The organism is Streptomyces sp. NBC_00122, assembly GCF_045160845.1.
Lineage (GTDB): Bacteria > Actinomycetota > Actinomycetes > Streptomycetales > Streptomycetaceae > Streptomyces.
In genome coordinates this window covers 2,164,243-2,182,803 of sequence record NZ_CP108191.1, presented here as the reverse complement: position 1 = coordinate 2,182,803, position 18,561 = coordinate 2,164,243, and the positions used below count along the sequence as shown (strand labels likewise).

16 protein-coding genes are annotated in these 18,561 nt (G+C 70.6%); 9 read left to right on the top strand and 7 right to left on the bottom strand.

The window, feature by feature from the left end; genetic code table 11:
- The first annotated feature begins 226 nt into the window (after nucleotides 1-226).
- On the top strand, nucleotides 227-1,369 hold the full coding sequence (locus OG737_RS10280; RefSeq protein WP_328925903.1) for a DNA (cytosine-5-)-methyltransferase: 1,143 nt from the start codon (nucleotides 227-229) through the stop codon (nucleotides 1,367-1,369).
- Here the strand turns inward: OG737_RS10280 and OG737_RS10275 are convergent.
- From OG737_RS10275 to OG737_RS10255, 5 genes are all read right to left on the bottom strand, one after another.
- Nucleotides 1,298-1,753, bottom strand: a complete 456-nt coding sequence (locus OG737_RS10275; protein ID WP_328925902.1) for a very short patch repair endonuclease — start codon at nucleotides 1,751-1,753, stop codon at nucleotides 1,298-1,300. The two genes, OG737_RS10280 and OG737_RS10275, sit on opposite strands and share 72 nt — an antisense overlap.
- A 97-nt stretch (nucleotides 1,754-1,850) precedes the next feature.
- Nucleotides 1,851-2,828 carry a NaeI family type II restriction endonuclease gene (locus OG737_RS10270; RefSeq protein WP_328925901.1) on the bottom strand — a complete coding sequence of 326 codons (978 nt, stop codon included), beginning with the start codon at nucleotides 2,826-2,828 and terminating at the stop codon, nucleotides 1,851-1,853.
- 72 nt (nucleotides 2,829-2,900) lie between these two features.
- Entirely contained in the window at nucleotides 2,901-5,852 is a 2,952-nt protein-coding gene (locus tag OG737_RS10265; protein WP_405921444.1) for a Z1 domain-containing protein, read from the bottom strand.
- 5 nt (nucleotides 5,853-5,857) lie between these two features.
- Nucleotides 5,858-7,396 (bottom strand): ATP-binding protein, encoded by a 1,539-nt coding sequence (locus OG737_RS10260; RefSeq protein ID WP_405921443.1) that lies wholly within the window; start codon nucleotides 7,394-7,396, stop codon nucleotides 5,858-5,860.
- A 183-nt stretch (nucleotides 7,397-7,579) separates the two neighbouring features.
- Nucleotides 7,580-8,584, bottom strand: coding sequence for an SEC-C metal-binding domain-containing protein (locus tag OG737_RS10255; protein WP_328925898.1), 1,005 nt, complete (start codon nucleotides 8,582-8,584; stop codon nucleotides 7,580-7,582).
- Between the two features lie 113 nt (nucleotides 8,585-8,697).
- Between OG737_RS10255 and OG737_RS10250 the strand changes: the two genes are divergently transcribed.
- From OG737_RS10250 to OG737_RS10235, 4 genes are all read left to right on the top strand, one after another.
- Nucleotides 8,698-9,462: a class E sortase gene (locus OG737_RS10250; RefSeq protein WP_405921442.1), complete on the top strand. Its 765-nt coding sequence runs from the start codon at nucleotides 8,698-8,700 to the stop codon at nucleotides 9,460-9,462.
- A gap of 103 nt (nucleotides 9,463-9,565) precedes the next feature.
- A complete protein-coding gene (locus OG737_RS10245) occupies nucleotides 9,566-9,901 on the top strand; it encodes a DUF6412 domain-containing protein (RefSeq protein ID WP_328925896.1) in 336 nt (111 codons plus the stop codon).
- 114 nt (nucleotides 9,902-10,015) lie between these two features.
- Entirely contained in the window at nucleotides 10,016-10,690 is a 675-nt protein-coding gene (locus OG737_RS10240; RefSeq protein WP_328925895.1) for a YidC/Oxa1 family membrane protein insertase, read from the top strand.
- Between the two features lie 122 nt (nucleotides 10,691-10,812).
- Nucleotides 10,813-11,670, top strand: coding sequence for a fumarylacetoacetate hydrolase family protein (locus OG737_RS10235; RefSeq protein WP_328925894.1), 858 nt, complete (start codon nucleotides 10,813-10,815; stop codon nucleotides 11,668-11,670).
- Between the two features lie 115 nt (nucleotides 11,671-11,785).
- Here OG737_RS10235 and OG737_RS10230 read toward each other — a convergent pair whose 3' ends face one another.
- Together OG737_RS10230 and OG737_RS10225 are read right to left on the bottom strand one after the other, a co-directional pair.
- Nucleotides 11,786-12,973, bottom strand: coding sequence for an ALF repeat-containing protein (locus OG737_RS10230; RefSeq protein WP_328925893.1), 1,188 nt, complete (start codon nucleotides 12,971-12,973; stop codon nucleotides 11,786-11,788).
- A 96-nt stretch (nucleotides 12,974-13,069) separates the two neighbouring features.
- Nucleotides 13,070-14,173: a Gfo/Idh/MocA family oxidoreductase gene (locus tag OG737_RS10225; RefSeq protein WP_328925892.1), complete on the bottom strand. Its 1,104-nt coding sequence runs from the start codon at nucleotides 14,171-14,173 to the stop codon at nucleotides 13,070-13,072.
- Between the two features lie 127 nt (nucleotides 14,174-14,300).
- Here OG737_RS10225 and OG737_RS10220 point away from each other — a divergent pair, with 127 nt between their 5' ends.
- The 4 genes from OG737_RS10220 (at nucleotide 14,301) to OG737_RS10205 (ending at nucleotide 18,535) form a co-directional block, all read left to right on the top strand.
- Nucleotides 14,301-15,392, top strand: coding sequence for an ROK family transcriptional regulator (locus OG737_RS10220; RefSeq protein WP_328930276.1), 1,092 nt, complete (start codon nucleotides 14,301-14,303; stop codon nucleotides 15,390-15,392).
- A 323-nt stretch (nucleotides 15,393-15,715) separates the two neighbouring features.
- Nucleotides 15,716-16,468, top strand: coding sequence for a hypothetical protein (locus tag OG737_RS10215; RefSeq protein ID WP_328925891.1), 753 nt, complete (start codon nucleotides 15,716-15,718; stop codon nucleotides 16,466-16,468).
- A 33-nt stretch (nucleotides 16,469-16,501) separates the two neighbouring features.
- Nucleotides 16,502-17,266, top strand: coding sequence for a GntR family transcriptional regulator (locus OG737_RS10210; RefSeq protein WP_405921441.1), 765 nt, complete (start codon nucleotides 16,502-16,504; stop codon nucleotides 17,264-17,266).
- 147 nt (nucleotides 17,267-17,413) lie between these two features.
- Nucleotides 17,414-18,535: a TIGR03364 family FAD-dependent oxidoreductase gene (locus tag OG737_RS10205; protein WP_405921440.1), complete on the top strand. Its 1,122-nt coding sequence runs from the start codon at nucleotides 17,414-17,416 to the stop codon at nucleotides 18,533-18,535.
- Nucleotides 18,536-18,561 lie beyond the last annotated feature (26 nt).

The following is an 18,561-nucleotide window of genomic DNA, read 5'->3' as shown; positions in this document are numbered from 1 at the left end:
GATGCGGCCGGACGGAACGGGGAGAGCGCGGTCACAGAGGCAAGGGGTACGTCTTGTTCCACCGCTGCCCCGCCGGCCGGATATCGTAGGTTGGTTCGCTGTGGCCAGTGGTGCCTTCCTGGCAGGCGGTCAGATCGTGGGAAAGGGTGTTGTCAGTGCCTTCTGTCACCCTCTGTGAGGGCGGAGTACAAAGCGTTTCCGCCGCGAGAGTTCTGGAGGAGGGTGCATGACCAGCACTGAGTACGAGTTCACCTCGGTCGAGATCTGCGCCGGTGCGGGCGGTCAGGCGCTCGGGCTTGAGCGGGCGGGCTTCGGGCACCGGCTTCTCATCGAGATGGACGCCAGCGCGTGCGAGACCCTCCGGGCCAACAGACCGGAATGGCAGGTGCTGGAGCAGGACCTCCGCGTCTACGTGGAGAGTGAAGAGGCCCTTCAGATGAAGGGCCAGATTGATCTCCTCGCCGGAGGCGTGCCCTGCCCCCCTTTCTCGCTGGCGGGCAAGCAGCTCGGCCGTGACGACGAACGTGACCTGTTCCCGACGATGATCAAACTGGCGCGGCAGTTGGACCCTTCCGCGGTGATGATCGAGAACGTTCGCGGGCTCATGCAGTCCAAGTTCGACGACTACCGTGCGGAGATCGTCGCCGAGCTTGAACTGCTCGGCTACAAGTGTGACTGGCAGGAGCTCCAGGCCAGTCACTTCGGAGTGTCGCAGCTCCGTCCCCGCAGCCTGCTCGTCGCGCTGAAGCCCGAGTACTGGGAGCACTTCGACGTCGAGGGCTGGTACAAGCCGCAGCCTGGCCAGGAGAAGCCGCTGACGATCGGCGAGCTCCTGCGGGATTCGATGGTGGAGCGTGGCCTCAAGGGGGCCGCTCTCGAGAACTGGTACCAGAAGGCCTCCAGCGGCATCGCCCCGACACTGGTGGGCGGTTCCAAGAAGCACGGCGGTGCTGACCTCGGTCCCACCCGGGCGAAGAGGGCCTGGGAGAACCTCGGCGTGTCCGGGCTGGGCGTCGCGGACGAGCCGGACAAGGAAGGCAACACCAAGAACCCCGCGCGTGACCTCGGTGAGCCCGGCAAGACCCTGCCCATGATCACGGTGAAGCAGGCCGCGCTCGTCCAGGGCTTCGGCCCGGAGGAGGAGGGCGGGGAGGGATGGATCTTCCAGGGGCGCAAGACTGCTGCTTACCGGCAGGTGGGCAATGCCTTTCCGCCCCCCGTGGCCAAGGCCGTGGGTCTGCAGATCAAGGCCGCTCTTGAGGCCGGTCCCCGGCTGTCGAAGCAGGACGGGAGCCTGTCAGCTTCGATCCCCAGCCCCTCTGATGCTGGCCACCGTGAGGACGATGTGGTCAGCGCTCGCCTCGGGTGATTCGTGCTCCCAGAAGCGCAGCACGGTCCAGCCCGCCTCGAGCAGCCGCGCGTCGGTGTCACGGTCGCGGGCCATGTTGCGCGCGACCTTCTCTGACCAGTACCCCTGGTTGATCTTCGGTGGCACGTAGTGCTCAGGGCATCCGTGCCAGTAACACCCGTCGATGAAGACCGCCACCTTCGTGGGGCGGAAGACCATGTCCGCCGTCCGCCGGACCTTCGGCAAGGGCTTCGCTGCCACCCGGTAGCGGAGCCCCCGCGCGTGCACCAGCTTGCGCACCAGTTGCTCGGGCTTGGTATCCCGGCTCCGGATCGCCTGCATGTTCCGGCGGCGTGCCGCCGAGGAGGCCCAGGACCCTTCCGGGCGGTCCCAGTCTTCGGTCATCGTCGGTCGTCCTGCTTCCAGGGCTAGCTCTGGCTCAGCCGTGCCCTCGAAAATCCCGGAGGGCACTCCTTCAATCTACGACGCGGTGCGCGGGGCCTTACAGTGCGGCGGCGTCCGTGTGCTTGGGCAGGAAAGGGGCCGCTTCCACCGGATCGCTGGCCTCGGCCAGTACCCACGTCCGGCCGTCCAGCTCGACGCGCGGCCGGTCACCGTGATGGGGCCGCGCCTGCGCGACGCGGAAGCTGACCAGTTCCCCCAGGTGGGGCACCGCGGCGCCCAGGGTCCGTGCGATGGCCTGGTGGCTGCTGAAATGGCCCGGGATCAGCAGGCCCTCTTCACGTAGCACGGTGCGTGCCCGGCCTTTCGCCTCACGTACCCGGGCCATGTAGTCCCGCTGCGTCGCGACCGTCCGTACCACTCCGCGGCCGATCCGCCGGTTCTGCACCCGGCGGAAGAGTTCGTTCACTCGCTGTTGCCCGGAAGCCGACGAGAGGATCGCGTCCCTCGTCTGTGCGGTGAGGTGCAGCAGGACGTTCTCCGGGAGCTCCGCTTCGTGCCAGAGCCAAAGGATCTTGTTCCTGTGCTCCGCCTTCACGGTCAGTTTGAGGTCGCGGTTGCTGCCGCGGTTCAGCCAGGCCTCGTCTATGCGCAGCAGTCCGGCGCTCCAGCGGCTGGTGTAGTCATCTGCCCAGACGAGCAGGCACAGATGCCCCATGGCCTCGGGCGGAATCATCCAGCCGCCGAATGCCTGCGAGTACTTGCAGTCGACGTCCACTCCGGCGATCCGGTAGTCCATCTCGACACCGTCGTCGAACTTGAACGCCCTTTGGAGGTTGATCTCGACGAGTGTCCCGGCGTGCGTCTTCTCCGTCTTGAACAGGGTCTTCCAGTCGAACCGCCCTGTGACCTCCCCGTTCAGGAGCTGGTCGATCGTGTCCCGGAGCACTGAGGCGAACCGCTGCCCCGTGGGGTCCAGACGCCGGATCTCCGCCTCGACTGCCGCGAGCTCCGGGTCACCGTGCGCGAGGCGTTGCGCGTGGATGTTCGTAGCGGCGGAGATGTCCAGGGGCAACATGAGCAGGGTCCTGTTCGGTCGGATTCTCTTGCCGAGTAGGGGCGGCCCGGCCCGTGGGCCGGGCCGCCATCATCACTCGCTGGGTCCGCTGCCGGAGCGCATCGCCCGGAAGCGGAGCAGGCGATTCGACGAGTCGTTGGCTGCGGTGGGGGAGACGACCGTGAACGCCATGATGACCTGCTTGGGATCTGCTGTGCCGTCCGTGACGGCGGACAGGAGCCCTGAGTCGTTGGACGTGTCGACCACCGGATAGAGCAGGACGATGCCCGTGCGAGGCCCTACTCCCATGACGCCCGCACGGGCGCTGTTGACGTCCTCGCCCGCTTCCTTGATGAGGGATTCGGCCCATCGGCGGTGCTCCATACCGGAGATACGGCCGAATGCGGCTTTGTCGAGCTGACGCTTACGCCGGACCAGCGAGGTCGGCGCGGAGCCCAGCAGACTCGCTTCCACCCGCCGGTTCGATGTCGTCTGCGGTGCGACGAGCAGCCAGTCGTCCACCTTGGCGAGCTCGCCGTCGAGCTTGGAGAGGTAGTTGAGGTGCGGGGCGAAGTGGTTGTCGCCTTCCCACTCCAGCTGACGCAGGACTGCGACGAGGCTGGCATGCGGGATCAGTGACGTCCTGGCCTCGAACCTCCGGGTGAGAGGACTTGTCTCGTCCGGCGGCAGCTCCAGAGTCTGCGCGGCATGGCCGAACACGTCGAGGAGCGGCAGCCAGCGCTTTACATTGGCTTCGATCACCGCAGCATCCCGGGGATAGGCCGCCGGCTCGATCGGCCGCCCCGGAGAGCGGATCTCCGTCAGTTCCGCGTTGAACATCTTGTTGCGTGCTGTCGGCTTGACGAGACCGAGGTGCTGCGAGACCAGCGGGAGCACCTTCCGAGGCGTCAGCTGGGGCTCGCCGTCGATCATCTCCGCGTACTGGGCGAGTTCGGAGCGGAATGCCTCCTCGTCCTGACAGATCGCTTCGAACGCCTCGTACAGGTCGAGCGTCTTGTCCTTCCCGAAGGGTTCCTCGCGGCCGATGTAGAGGCGGACGAGATCCCGGTAGCCGGCGCGGAACCCGAACCAGCGGCCCATCTGCATCAGGGTGTCGGCCTGCTGGGTCTTCCTGCGGTAGTAGGTGACGGTCAGACCCTCCACGGTGAAACCGCGGGAGAGTTTGGTGCCGCCGACGAGGATCTTCCACACGTTCGGTGTGCGGTCGAAGTCAAGTCCGGGCTGCGCATAGTCCTTTTCGTTCGCGCCATTGACGACGAGGACGGGACTCCCGCCAGATGCGATGAGCTGCCGGGCGCGGCTGACGTGGGGGCGCAGCTCCTCGTACGAGCCGGGGACGGGCAGACCGTCAGCACGGGCGCCGCACACCGGCGCGTGGTCCGCTTCGAAGAGAGCGGCCAGACGGAGGTGAGATTCGGTGCTCATGTAGGAGGAATCCCAGAGCGCCCTGATGCGGTCGGCGAGTACCGCGTGGTCCGCTACCCGTACGGACTCGTGCACCAGCATGGTGTGGTGGCGGAAGGCACCTTCGGGAACCCCGTTCGCCACACGGTAGAGCTTCAGCGCCCCGGCCAGCACGAACGCGTCCATCGCTTCCAGCAGGCGGTCACCGGTACCCTCGCCGATGCCGCGCACATGAGCGGCTTCCTGCGAGGTGGTGACCGTCCGTTCGGAGGCGGGCAGGTCGGAGTGCAGGTCGTGGAAGTCCTCCACTCCCATGTAACCGGCCGGGCGGGGGAGGGAGATCAGGAAGTCGCGCGGGAAGAGGTCGGCGGAGTCGTCGGGGTCGACGAAGACGTTGGCGAAAGGGGTCGCCGTGTAGCCGATGTACTGGGCTCGCGGCATCAGGCGCAGAAGTTCGCAGACCAGACCATTGATGGCGGACCGGTTGGCCTTGCCCTCTTCCCATGCGGCCGGGTTCGTGGTGTTGACGGACGCCTGGTCGGACTCGTCATCGATGATGAGTGCCGGCACCTCGCCGAGGATCGGGCCGATCTTCTTGAGATCGTTGACGAGCTTCGTCAGGACCGACTTGTTCTTCTTGACCACCATCACGCGGGCTGCCGCATGGTGCAGGTTCGCCGGGTCATGGAGGGGGAGAGCCTTCTCCACCTTCTCGATATCGAGGGCCCGGATGCCCCGTTCCAGGGACTGGTAGTCCTTGTCCTTCGTCGTGAGGCGTTCGATGTCGAACGCTCCGCGATGCGAAGGCCTGCCGCCGTGCGAGACGAACTTCGCGGGCCAGTCCTCGTCGTCCTGGTAGTCGACACCGATCAACGCGTCGATGTCGTCAGGATCCGCGCCGCGGAGAATGTTCTCCTGTCCGATCAGTTCCATGTCGAGCCGCCGCTGCGTCTGGCCGCGCAGCAGGTTCAGCGTGCCGCCCAGCACGATGACCAGTCGGTACCCGGCGTCCATAGCCTTGGCTATGACACCGGTGAAGTTGGCGGTCTTGCCGGACTGCACATAGCCGACGACCAGGCCCCGGGCCGCGTACGCCTCCGGCCGTGCCGGGTCCGCCAGCCGCTCGACGACGTTGTGGGCCGCCTCCGAGAGGCTGGTGATCGCCGTCTCGCTCCAGCCCTTGCCCCGCAGGAGGTCCTCGTACGCCGGCCAGTAGAACGCACGGGCCAGCGCCTTATCCCGGGTGTACCAGGCCTGGTTGCTCTCGCTGATCACTACGGGTTGGGGGCCCTTGTCGACGGGAACCGCGGCGTCCAGCGCCTTGGACAGGTCGTCATCGAAGCGCAGGAGCGCGTACACGTCGGCCCGCCGGGCGTCCGAGCAGGGCGGTGTGCTGGACCAGTCGGCGGTCAGTGCGGCGTCCCATTGGGCCAGGGAGCGGCTCCAGACCGTGATGAGACCCGGGTCGTTCGCGGCGAGGCGTGCCCGGAAGACGTCCAGGTCGGCGTCGTGGCCGTCGTCCGTTTCCGACAGCCCGGCCGCGATCCGGCTGAAGCCCTTCGGGGCGCGGCGCATGGCGGCGAGCACATCAGTGTGAAGGTTGAGCAGATGGTCAGTCACAGGGGCTACGGCTCCAGTCCGCGAGACATTTCACAACGCGCGGCAGACAGCAGCACACTGTTCCACAAGGCCATCTCGTCGTTGCGCTGGGCGCTTGACCGGCCCATCCGGAAGTTCTTTTCGAGCATCAGGTAGAGCAGGCCCTTCAGCGCCGGAGCGTCATTCGCCCCGGCTCTCCGGCCGTTGCTGAACGCTGGGCGGAACTCCTTGTTGAGCCGGACGGCGTGATCCTCGCGGTCGATGTCGAAGAAGACGTCCGGCGGAAGTGATTCCCAGCGGAAGGTGATCGGGTCCTCGCCCTCGATCTGCGGAAGCTCGTCCCGGAGGGTGCGCTTGAGCTTGGGATCGATGCCCTTTCCTGGCGGAACGGCACTCGTGCGCTGCACTTCAGTGGAACGACGGGCAGCCTCGCGATAGACCGCTTCCGCTTCTGCCACGTAGGCGGCGAAGGAATGGCCGTCCGCGTCAGCGGCCTTCTCGATACCGCGGGCGAATGCCGGGGTGACGCTCACCCCGTCCTTCTTCACGGTCAGGCTGAACACGCCGTTCGCTGACGAGGGAAGATCTAGCGAGATCCGGGCCAGGCTGTGGTGCGTCTCCGCACTGCGGATGCCGTTCCAGCCGCCGGCCTGGACGAGGCGGTCGTTGCGGTAGATGTAGAAGCCCTGCCGGTCCGCCAGGGGGCCGATGCCCCGGAAGGAAACGAGCTGGGACCGGGGCGGCCACACATGGGCCTGAAGAGCGACGTCGCCGACGCCCTCGATGGGAGCCGTGTAGGTCCGCGGGTAGCCCGCTCGCCCCGGAATCCGGTAGCCGAAGGGGTCGATCGGCTCTACTCCGCGGTGGTCGAGTTCCTCCTTGGTGCGGACGTCCTCCACGACGAGGTCTATGTGGAACCCGTCCCGGGCGAGGAACCGGTGCAGGTAGAGACCAAGATGGGTCTCCAGCTTCTCGATCTGTTCGTTCAGGAACCGGTCGCTCTGGCCGGAAAGCACGGTATCGAAGGCGCGGACGCCATCCCAGCGGACGATGGTGCCGTGCCATCCGATGACGCCGTCGTAGCGGTCGACCAGGTCCTGGCAGTAGCGCGGATCCACGATGTCGCAGCTGAAGTCCTGCTGTGCCTGAGCGGTCAGCCAGCGCCTTCCGGTGGCAGGACTGCGCTTCGTGCGGCTGATAACGGTCAACGAGTCCGCATGGGAGAGAGAGGCTGCTTTCAGGCCCGCTCCGAAATGCCCCAGCGCCCCTTCGCCGTAGCCCTCACGGCCTCCGACGACCATGGCGACGTCGAGAGCGGCGTCATCCATCCCATGACCGTCGTCGATCACCAGCAGGCTGACGAGCCGGTCGCGGTCGCGCAGGAAACTGACGACGACATTGCGGGCGCCCGCGTCGATCGAGTTGTCGACGAGGTCGGCTATCGCCGCCTCGAATCCGTACCCCTGGTGTGCCAGGGACTCGACGTAGCGTGCAGCGGGCGGAAGCTGTTTGCTCCCCAGCGTGGGTATGTCGAACTGCCAGTCGCCGGAGGGGGAATAGGGCATGTGGGCGGCAAACCTCTGGAGCGCAGGGATGGATGCATCCGGAAGTGGAGGATGTTTCCCTCGATATCCGCGGATGTCAGACGACGCTAACGCACGGAGACGATCTCGGGCAGTCCCATGTCAGGTCTTCCCGGGATGCGATTCGCGGTGTTGCGCTGAGCGTGTTCGGCGGTGCTGACCGGGCTACCGCAGCGGCGTCCCGTGGCATTCCGCGTACGGCTTGCCCGAGGTGCACCAGCACGGGGAGGTGGGGGTGGGGGGCCAGGGGGTGGCTTTGCCGCGGGCCGCGAGGGTGGTGGCGTATTCGGCCAAGAGGGACGGGGAGGCCGGGGAGGTCTTCTCCGAAGCGGCGAAGGCCTCGTACGAGGGGACGCTGCCCGTGACGATGCCGAGGTTGGTGGTGCCCGAGGCGGCGAGGGTGCGCAGGGAGGATTCCACCTGCGCCAGGTGGGCCTCGTGCGAGGGGTACTCCACGGCGAGGGTGGGGTAGCTGGTCAGGAGCTCGGCGAGTTCGCGCTGGGGCCAGTGGAGGATCGCCACCGGGAAGGGGCGGGAGAGCGCGGCGCGGCGGTCGCCCAGTTCGGCGCGCAGGCGGGCGATCTCGGCGCGGAGTTCGGCCGGGTCGTCGGAGCCCAGGGCCCAGATGCGCTTGGGATCGTGGAGTTCGTCGAGCGGGATCGGGCCGATGTGGCGGGTGTCGGCGACCATGTCCCAGTCGTCGTGGGGGAGGGCGAGGAGGCGGCGTACGCGGTGGCGGCCCGTCAGGAGCGCGGTGGTGGCCGGGGTCAGCGGTGCGTCGTCCGCGATGAGGAGGGCCGCCGCCTCGGTGAAGCAGTCGTGCGAGGCTTCCAGTTCGTCGTGGGTCTCCAGGGCTTCCGCGATGACTTCCCAGGGCGCCGGGTCCTTGGGCGCGGCGGCGCGGATGCCGTTGATGAGGGCGCGGGCTTCGGCCTCGTGACCGTACTCCCAGAGGTTCGCCGCCTGGAGGGCCTTGATCAGATGGGGGTTGGCGGGAGAAGCGGAGAGTAGTTGGTCGTACAAGCTGCTCGCCCGATCGCGTGCGTCGGCCAACTCGAGGTGGGCCGCGGCCTGGAGGAGCAGCGGCTCCTGGTCCTCGGGGTAGCGGGTCGCCGTGCGGATGAGGCGCTCGGCTTCGGCGATGTGCTCGGCAGGCGTGTCGGGGCGCATGGTTCACACCGTACTGCCGCTGGTCAGTTGACGGGGGAGGTCTTAAGGTGCCGCCCGTGCGGGATCCCATGCGTGTGGTGGTTCAGGGGCGCGGCGGGCAGGAGCGGCGGGTCGTGTTCGCGCGGGTTCTGTGGGTGTGCGCCGAGGTGATCACCACGGTGGGTGTGGTGGTGGCGCTCCTGGTGGTGCACCAGGTGTGGTGGACCAACCGGCAGGCTGCGGCCGCCGCGCGTGAGCAGGTCAGGGCCTTGGAGAGCGAGTGGGCCGGCTCCCCTTCCGGGCCGGTCGAGGAAGCCCCTGACGTCCTTCCGTCCGTCGTGCCGTCCGCTTCTTCCGGGGGCGCGGAGCACGGCGTGTCGCCGTCACCCGCGCGCTCGCCCGCCGCCGGCGCGCCGGGGCGGGGGTCGGGGCCGGCGCCGGGCCCGGCCCGGACCGCCCGGGAGCAGGCGTACGCCGTCCTGCGCATCCCCCGCCTCGGCCTCGTCGTCCCCGTGGCGCAGGGGGTCGACAAGCGGACCGTGCTCGACAAGGGGTACGCCGGGCAGTACCCCGGGACCGCACGGCCCGGGGCGCAGGGGAACTTCGCGCTGGCCGGGCACCGCAATACGCACGGGGAACCCTTCCGGTACATCAACCGGCTGCGGGAGGGGGACGAGCTGATCGTCGACGTGCAGGGGCGGCGTTACGTGTACGTGGTCGGGAAGGTCCTGAACGAGACGACCGAGCGCGACACCGGGGTGATCGCGCCCGTGCCGCACAGCGTGGTGAAGCCGGGCCAGGGGTACAGCGAGCCCGGCGCGTACATCACGCTCACCACGTGCACGCCCGAGTACACCTCCAAGTACCGGCTGGTGGTGTGGGGGACCCTCAGGTCCTGACCCCCGCCCCCGGACCGTTGTCAGTGGGCCCGGTTAGTATCGATCGCAAGTGGCGGATCTCGTACGGAGGTTCGTGCCGCGGGAGTGGAAGGGGGAGGTCCGTATGGCTCGGCACTTCCTCCTGTTCGTCTCCCGGGCCTCGCGGGCGGCGGCCCTGCTGCTGCCCGTGCTGGTGCTGCTCGGGGGAGCACTCGGGTTGTTCGCCGGCGAGGGGGGTGGGCTGGGAGCGGTCGTTGTCGCTCTCGCCGTCACCGTCGCCGTGGGAGCCGAGGCCCTGGCCGCCGCCGCACGGCTGGTGCGGCCCGTGCCGCCGCACCGAATACGCACCGCGATCCGTGATCGCGAGCAGCGCACGGCGTTCCTGCCGCAGCGCGATCCCGACGCTTCGGGCCGGTCGCGGCCCAGGGCGCCCGGCCGTCTCGTCCCGACGGCCGCGTAGGGGCGCGCAGTACCTCACGCCTTCTGCTGACTGAACACTGTTGTCGCCCCTCGCGGGTCGTCACGCCGAAACGCATCTCTTTCGACGTTCGACGAGACCCTTCGGAGGGCCCGCGTGTCCGTTTTCACCCATCTTGTTGTTGAGCTGGGCCGGCTGCTGGAGCCGGTACTGGCCGAGTCCGCGACCGCTGCCGCGATCGTGCTGTTCACCGTGCTCGTACGGCTCGCCCTGCATCCGCTGAGCCGGGCCGCGTTCCGCGGGGCGACGCCCGTGGCGGGGTGCCTGCCGGTGCTGCTGCAGCTGCCGGTGTTCTTCCTGATGTACCGGGCCTTCTCCTCGGCGGACGAGCTGCTGGCGCACCGGCTGTTCGCCGCGCCGCTCGGGGCCCGGTGGACCGAGGCGCTGGGCGAGGGCGGCCTGTTCGGCGCGCAGGGGCTGGTGTTCCTCGGGCTGTTCGCGGCGATCGCGGGGGTGGCCGCGTGGAGCGCGGTACGGGGACGCCGGGCTGCCGCGTCGGCGGCTGCCGCGCCCCCGGCGGCGCTCACCGGGCGGGGCAACGCCAAGGCCAAGGCCGGCGCCGGGGCGGTGGCCGAGCTGAGTGCCGAGCAGCAGCAGGTCATGCGCAAGCTGGGCGGCGTACTGCCTCTGCTGTCGTTCGGGACGCTGATCACCGCAGCCGTGGTGCCGCTGGCCGCCGGGCTCTACCTGCTGACGACCACCGCGTGGTCGGTGGCGGAGCGCGCCTGGCTCCAGCGCCGGGCTGCCGGAGCGGCGCGTTCCAGCCTGTGAACAGGGTCTTGCGGATTGGTCGGGCATCTTGGAGGATCAACCAATCCTCCGATGGCCGCAACCCATCGGCCGGCCCGTGGCACGCCCATGGGCCGACCACCCACGACCACGGGAGAATGCCCATGAAGCTGCTGCGTGTCGGACCCGTCGGGTCGGAGCGCCCCGCGCTTCTCGACCAGGACGGCACCGTGCGTGACCTGTCCGGCCTGATCACGGATGTGGACGGGGCTCTCCTCGCCGACGGCTCCGTCCTCTCCCGGGTACGGGACGCGGCGGAAGCGGCCGAGCTTCCGGTCCTGGACGCCGAGGGGCTGCGGATCGGCGCCCCGGTCGGCCGCATAGGCAAGATCGTGGGCATCGGGCTGAACTACTTCGGGCACGCGGCCGAGATCGGCGCGGAGCCGCCGGCCGAGCCGATCCTGTTCCTGAAGGCCGCGGACACCGTGGTCGGCCCGGACGACACCGTGCTGATCCCGCGCGGCAGCGTGAAGACCGACTGGGAGGCCGAGCTCGGCGTCGTCGTCGGCAGCACCGCCCGCTACCTGGGGTCCGCCGAGGAGGGCCTCGCGCACGTCGGCGGGTACCTGCTGGTCAACGACGTCTCGGAGCGCGAGTTCCAGATCGAGCGCGGCGGCACCTGGGACAAGGGCAAGAACTGCGAGACCTTCACCCCGCTCGGCCCGTGGCTGGTCACGGCCGACGAGGTCCCGGACCCGCAGGGCCTCGATGTGAAGCTGTGGGTCAACGGCGAGCTCAAGCAGGACGGCAACACCGCGGACCAGATCTTCCCGGTCGGCGAGGTCGTCCGGTACCTGAGCCAGTTCATGACCCTGTACCCCGGCGATGTCATCGTCACCGGTACGCCGGCCGGCGTGGCCATGGGCCAGCCGGAGCCGAAGCCGTACCTGCGGGCCGGTGACGTCGTGGAGCTGGAGATCGAGGGCCTCGGCCGCCAGCGCCAGGAGTTCAAGAGCGCCTAGCCGCGCATGCGCGAGGGGCGGGGCCGCCACCGGCAGCCCGCCCCTCGCGCACATGCGGTCCGGCTCCGGCTCCGGGTCCGTTCCGTTCCGGTCCCGTCGCCGTCGCGGTCCTGGGTCAGCCCTCGGACGAGGTGCGGCGACGGCGGTTGGCGAGCACCAGGCCGGCGCCCGCGGCGAGCGCGGCGGCGCTGCCGCCCGCGAGCCAGACGTTCTCGGAACCGGCGCCGGTGTTCGCGAGCGAGGTGGATCCGCCCGCCGGGGCCACGTTCGTGTTGCCGGTGGTGTGGGACACGGCCTGCGTGGTCCCCGTCCCCGTCCCGGAGCCAGTACCCGTCCCCGTACCGGCGGACCCGTCCTTGCCCGTCTTGCGCGCCGCGTCCTCGGCGGCCTTGTCCTTGGCGCGCGCCTCGTGCTGGCCGGTCTTCAGGAACGCGGCGCGGTCCTCGGGCGTGCCCTTGATCGCGGCGATCGCGGCCTTCTTCAGCTCCGGACCGGCGTTGTTCAGCATCGACCAGATCAGGACGCTGTTGTCCTCGTCGCGCAGCGTGTGCTGCGTGGTCTTCACGAACTCGCGCAGGACCGCGTTGGACGGGTTCCCGTCGAGGAGTGCGTTGATGGCGGCCTTCAGGCCCGGGCCGGCACCGTTCAGCATGCGCGCGATCTCCACGCGGTCGTCGCCCGCGCGGACGTCGTGCTGGCCGGTCTCGATGAACTGGCGCACCTGCTCCGGAGTCCCGTCGCGCAGCAGCTTCACGACGGCGTCGTGGATGCCCTTGCCCGCGCCGTTCAGCATCCGGAAGAGCTCCACCTGGTCGTCCTCGTACCGGGCCTTGTGCTGCCCGACCGTCAGGAACTCCTTCAGGGCGGCGTGCGTTCCCGCCTTGAGCGCCTTCTGGGCCTCACGCTTCACGGCGACGCCGCCGGCGTTGTGGATCTGGCTGACCCGCACCTGGTCGTCGGTGTACTGCTCCTGCTGCCAGACGACCTCCAGGAAGTGCCGCATCTGCGCGGCCGTTCCCTTGAGCGCCTTCTCGGCAGCCGCGCGCACGCCCGGTCCGCTCGCCGGGTCGGCCAGGATCGCCTGGATCTTGGCCCGGTCCTGCGCGGCCTGGGTGCCCTCCGCAGGCTTCTCCTCCGCGGGTCCCTTGTCGGGCGCGGTCGGCGCGCTCGGCGCGGTCGGCGCGCTCGGCGCCGACGGTGCGGACGGCGATCCGGTGTCAGCCGCGAAGGCGGGGGAGGAGAGCAGGACGGCCGGGGCTATCGCGGCGGCCGCCACGACCGACGCGATCCGGGGCAGCTTCACAGGGTGAGTCCGTTCTTCACATGTGTGATGATCGACAACCTGTGCAGGATAGATCGTTTATCAAGCACGAAGTACTGGTTTTCGGGATGAAGCGGCTCACAACTCGACGACCGCGCCGTCCCGGGACGACCTGCGGGCCGCCTCCAGCACGTCGAGGCACCGCGCGGCCTCGTACGCCGTGACCGGGTTGGGCCCGCCCTCGCGCAGCGCGGCGGCCACCGCCGCGTAGTACGCCGGGTAGTCGCCCGGAGCCGTCGGAACCGGAGTCCCGCCCCCGGTCAACGGGGACTCGCCGGAGCCCAGTTGGCCCCAGAGGTGCTCGGGCTCCTCGCCCCATGGCGCGTCCGCCCCCGGCCGCAGCCCCTCGCGCAGGGCGCCCTCCTGCGGGTCGAGCCCGTACTTGACGTAGCCGGCCCGGGAGCCCAGGACCCGCAAGCGTGGCCCGAGCTGGGCGGTGGTGGCGCTGACGTAGAGGTGCGAGCGGATCCCGTTCGCATGCGTGACCGCGATGAAGGTGTCGTCGTCGGCCTCGGCGCCCGGGCGGCGCACGTCGGTCTCCGCGTAGACCCGTACCGCCGGTCCGAACAGCACCAGCGCCTGGTCGACGACGTGGCTGCCCAGGTCGTACAGCAGCCCGCCGATCTCCTCCGGCGCGCCCGACTCCCGCCAGCCGCCCTTGAGCTGCGGGCGCCAGCGCTCGAAGCGGGACTCGAAGCGCTGGATCTCGCCGAGTTCGCCGTCCGCGAGGAGGCGGCGCAGGGTGAGGAAGTCGTTGTCCCAGCGGCGGTTCTGGAAGACGGACAGGAACGTGCCGGTCCGCTCGGCGAGTTCGGCGAGCTCGCGCGCCTCGGCGGCCGTGGCGGCGAGCGGCTTGTCCACGACGACGGGGATCCCGGCGGTGAGCGCGGCCGTCGCGAGCGGGACGTGGGTCTTGTTGGGGGAGGCGATCACCACGAGGCCGAGGGCGTCCGCGCCGCCGGCGCGCGCCCACAGCTCGTCGGCGGAGGCGGTGATCTCGACGTCGGGGAACTCGGCGCGGGCCTGGGCCTGCCGGCCCGGGTCGGAGGTGACGACCGTGTCGAGGACGAGGCCGTCGGTGGCCGCCACGAGGGGGGCGTGGAAGACGGAACCGGCGAGTCCGTAGCCGATGAGGCCGACGCGGAGGGGGGCGGGGGAGGAAGGGGAGGCGGGGTTGCTCATGGAACCACTTTGGCAACAGTGTTGCCGAAGTGCAAGGAAGGTGGACAATGGACTCGTGAACAGGGGTAGCGGGGACGGGCGCGGCGGGGTGAACCTGCCGGCGCTGCGCGGGTACAACGAGGCGCTGATGCTGGATCTGCTGCGCGGCGCGGGCCCGGCGGGCCTGGGCCGCGCCGAGCTCGCGTCCCGTACGGGGCTCACCCCGCAGGCCGTCAGTAAGATCACGGCCCGGCTCGGCGCGGACGGGCTGGTCGCCGAGGCCGGGCGAGCCGCGTCCACCGGCGGCAAACCGCGCACCCTGCTCCGGCTGGTGCCGGACGTACATCACGCCGTCGGAGTGCACCTGGACCGCGATGAGCTCCGGGCGGTACGGGTGGACCTGACCGGCCGCGTCGTCGCCGAGGGCGGTGGCCCGCTGGACTTCGGGGCCGGCCCGGAGTCGGTGGTGGAGGCGGTCGTACGGGCGGTCGCGCGGGTCGGAGACCCGGCCGGGCTGCCGCCCCTGGGCGTCGGGGTGGCCGCACCGGGGCCGCTCGACCACCGGGCCGGGACGATGGGGCGGGTGACGGGGTTCCCGAGCTGGAAGGGCTTTCCGCTGCGGGGGGTGCTGCAGGGGCGGCTGGGTCTGCCGGTGCTGCTGGACAAGGACACGAACGCCGGTGCGGCCGCGGCGGCCGGGGTGTGGCTCCGGGCCGCCTGGCCGGATGCGGCTGCCGGGCGTGTCGCCGATGCCGCGCCGGATGCGTATGCCCATCCGTTTGCCGGCGGAGGGCCCCGCACCTGCGTGTACCTGCACGTCGGGACCGGGCTCGGCGCGGGGTTGTGGCTGGGCGGCGAGGTCTACCGCGGTGAGCGCTCGGCGGCGGGGGAGTTCGGGCACCAGGTGCTCCTGCTGGACGGCCCGCCGTGCCGGTGCGGGGCGCGCGGCTGCGTGGAGGCGCTGTGCCTGGGGGCGGTGGCCCGGGGTGATCTTCCCGAGGCGGCGCGGATCCTGGGCGAGGCCGCGGCCAATCTGGTGGCGCTGCTGGATGTGGACCGTGTGCTGCTCGGCGGGCGTGTGGTGGCGGCGGCGCCGGACGTCTTCGTGGCCGGGGTCGGGGCCGTTCTCGCGGTGCGCGCGCTTGATCCGGCCCGGCCGGTGGTCGCCCTGGCGGAGGCGGGGGTGGCGGAGGGGGCGGCGGAGTTGGCGCTCGGGCCGGTGTTCGGGCGGGCGGGGTGACGTCGTGCCGGTGCCGGTGCCGGTGCCGGTGCCGTACCGTGCTGGGTGCCGGGGCGGTGTGCCGGGTGCGGCGCCGTTGCCGGGGGCGCTGCCCGCGGACCCCCGCGGGCAAACGCCGGCGGGGCTGAAAGGTCGCCTCAAGCGCCGGCGGGGCTGGATTCGCCGGCTGGCTTGACCTCGTGCGCCGTTCGGGCGTAAACCGGAACGACTCGGGCGCGGTGCGCGGCGACGGTTCGCGCGTGCGTGGCAGGGTGCGGGCAGGACCGGGGTGATTGTCACCTGGTCCGACCATCGTCCCGTCCGGCGAGCAGCGAAGGTCTTCCATGCGACTGCGCAAAGCCCTTGCCCTCGGCGCCGTCCTCTCCGCCGCGCTGATCGCCACCACCGCACCCACCGCCGGAGCGGACATCGGCACCGGCGGCGGGGCCCGCCCAGCCCCCGCGCTGCCCTCCCGCGCGAAGGCCACCTGCGGCGATGGGAAGAGCACCGCCTTCCCGATCGGCGCCCGGATCCGCGGCGGCCCGGCCGTGTACCGCACCGGCGGCGGGCCGCAGACCTGGTACCTGGACCTGACCAACACCACGGACTCCGTGTGCACGGCCATCCATCCCGTCGTCGTCTTCACCGACAAGGCCCGCGCCCTGCGCCCCGCCCACCTGCGGATGGAGTTCGACGCCCCGGGCGGCACCCTCCCCGTCAGCCTGGAGCGGTCCGACCGGGACGAGATCATCGCCGTCTTCGACGGCGGCGACGCCTTCCCCGGTTTCACCGTCGCCGCGGGCGGGTCGCTGACCGTCAAGGTCGGCCTCGCCTTCGCGCCCGACGCCCCCAACGGTGAAGTCCTCGCCGACGCCGCGCTCGTCCAGCGCAAGGGCGACGACGGCGACTGGATCGGCGAGGCCGGCGGCTACCGGTTCTCCGTGGAAGGTCCGCAGGACCCCGTCGAGGCGGGGTCCCTCGCGCACACCGGCCCCCGTGGCCGGGCGGTCGGGGCCGCGGCGGCCGCCGTGGCCGCCCTCGCCGTCGGCGGCGGACTCGTGATCGGGGGCCGGCGGCTGCGCGCCCCCACCCGCTGATCTTCGTACATCCGCCCCGCATAGAGTCCCAGCGTGGAAGAACAGATCCAGCCCCACCGCCCCGGCTCGCCCGTCCGCTCCGGCATCCCCGAGCACGGCCGCATCCCCAAGTACTACGCCGTCAAGGCCCGGATCGCCGAGCTCCTCGACGAGCTCGGCGAGGGCGGATCGCTGCCCACCGAGCGCGATCTCGCCGAACGCTACGAGGTGTCCCGCGAGACCGTCCGCCAGGCCCTGCGCGAGCTGCTGCTGGAAGGCCGGCTGCGCCGCTCCGGCCGCGGGACCGTCGTCGCCGGCCCGAAGCTGGAGCAGCCGCTCTCACTGGCCAGCTATACGGAAGGGGTACGGCGCCAGGGGCGCAGGCCCGGCCGAAACCTCATCGGCCTGGAGCAGTTCCCCTGCCCGCCCGACCTCGCCCCCGGCATCGGCGCCGAACCCGGCGAGGCGGTCTGGCACCTGGAGCGTGTCCTGCTGGCCGACGACGAGCGCGTCGGTCTGGAGAGCACCTACGTCCGGGTGGCCCGCGCCCCCCGCCTCGACAGCGATTTCCAGCCGGACTCCTCCTTCTACGGATATCTCCGCGACAGCCTCGGCATCTCCTTCGGCGACGCCGACGAGAAACTGGAGACGGTCCTCGCGACGCCCCGCGAGGCACTGCTGATCGGCACCCCGCCCGCCCTGCCCATGCTCCTCATCCACCGCTTCTCGCGGGACCAGGACGGCCGGCCCCTGGAGCGGGTGCGTTCGCTCTACCGTGGCGACCGGTTCAGCTTCACGACCCGCCTGAGGCCCGAGTAGCCCCGAGCCAATCCGTCCGTACCCGGCGCAAAGGGACGCATCTGCATCACGGAACGATAACGGGTCTAGTCCAAGTGTCGAGGGCTGTTCACCGGGGCGTTGCCCGTCGGATCCTCAAGGGTCATGGGCCGTGCCCACCGTTGAGGTGTGAGAGTCATAGTCGTCGGAGGCGGCGTGGTCGGCACCATGCACGCCTGGCAAGCAGTCCAACGCGGCCACGAGGTCGTCCAGATCGAGCGAGAAGCGGAGGCCCGCGGCGCGTCACTGCGCAATTTCGGCCAGATCTGGGTCAGCGGGCGGGCCGGGGGCGAGGAGCTCGACACCGCCCTGCGGGCCCGCGAGCTCTGGGAGCGCATCGGCGCGGAGGTGCCCGGCCTGGGCTTCCGTGCCATCGGCTCCCTCACCCCCGTCCGCAACTCCCTTGAGTACGCGGTCGCCGAGGCGGCCGTGGCCCGCCCCGACGCCGCCGCGCGCGGGTACGAACTGGTCACCGCCGAGCAGGCGCGGAAGATCAACCCGGCCCTGCGCGGCGACTTCGAGGCGGCGCTGTGGTGCGAGCGGGACGCGGCCGTCGAACCGCGCACCGCCCAGCTCCACCTGCGCGAGGCGCTCCGGGCGACCGGCCGCTACACCTTCCTCCCGGGCCGCGAGGTCCGCGAGGTGACCGGCCCCGGCGCCGTCCGCGACGACCACGGCGACGTCCACCGCGGCGACGCGGTCGTCCTGGCCACCGGCGCCTGGCTGTCCGGCCTCGTCCGCGAGCTGGTCCCGGAGCTTCCCGTGCGCCGCGTCCGGCTGCAGATGATGCAGACCGCCCCGCTCGGCGAGCCGCTGACCACCTCCGTCGCGGACGCCGACAGCTTCCGCTACTACCCCGCCTACCGGTCCGCCGCCCTCGACCGGCTGGGCGCCGAGCAGGCCCAGGCGCCGGTCGCCGCCGAGCACAAGATGCAGCTGCTGATGGTCCAGCGCCAGGACGGCGGCCTGACCATCGGCGACACCCACGAGTACGAGCACCCCTTCGCGTTCGACACCCTCGAAGACCCCTACGAGCACCTCACCGAGGTGGTCGAGTCCTTCCTGGGCCGCCCGCTGCCGAAGATCCGCCACCGCTGGGCGGGCGTGTACGCGCAGTGCACCGACACCACCCACGTCGTCCACCGCCAGCAGGTGGCCGACGGCGTCTGGCTGGTGACCGGACCCGGCGGGCGCGGCATGACCTGCTCGCCCGCCATAGCCGAGACCACCGCCGACGAACTGGGCTGGTAACTCAGATGACCGAGCACACCAAGAAC

Coding starts and splice junctions, on each gene's coding strand:
- OG737_RS10280 (WP_328925903.1), top strand. CDS start 227: ATGACCAGCACTGAGTACGAGTTCACCTCGGTCGAGATCTGCGCCGGT.
- OG737_RS10275 (WP_328925902.1), bottom strand. CDS start 1,753: ATGACCGAAGACTGGGACCGCCCGGAAGGGTCCTGGGCCTCCTCGGCG.
- OG737_RS10270 (WP_328925901.1), bottom strand. CDS start 2,828: ATGTTGCCCCTGGACATCTCCGCCGCTACGAACATCCACGCGCAACGC.
- OG737_RS10260 (WP_405921443.1), bottom strand. CDS start 7,396: ATGCCCTATTCCCCCTCCGGCGACTGGCAGTTCGACATACCCACGCTG.
- OG737_RS10255 (WP_328925898.1), bottom strand. CDS start 8,584: ATGCGCCCCGACACGCCTGCCGAGCACATCGCCGAAGCCGAGCGCCTC.
- OG737_RS10245 (WP_328925896.1), top strand. CDS start 9,566: ATGGCTCGGCACTTCCTCCTGTTCGTCTCCCGGGCCTCGCGGGCGGCG.
- OG737_RS10235 (WP_328925894.1), top strand. CDS start 10,813: ATGAAGCTGCTGCGTGTCGGACCCGTCGGGTCGGAGCGCCCCGCGCTT.
- OG737_RS10225 (WP_328925892.1), bottom strand. CDS start 14,173: ATGAGCAACCCCGCCTCCCCTTCCTCCCCCGCCCCCCTCCGCGTCGGC.
- OG737_RS10220 (WP_328930276.1), top strand. CDS start 14,301: ATGCTGGATCTGCTGCGCGGCGCGGGCCCGGCGGGCCTGGGCCGCGCC.
- OG737_RS10215 (WP_328925891.1), top strand. CDS start 15,716: ATGCGACTGCGCAAAGCCCTTGCCCTCGGCGCCGTCCTCTCCGCCGCG.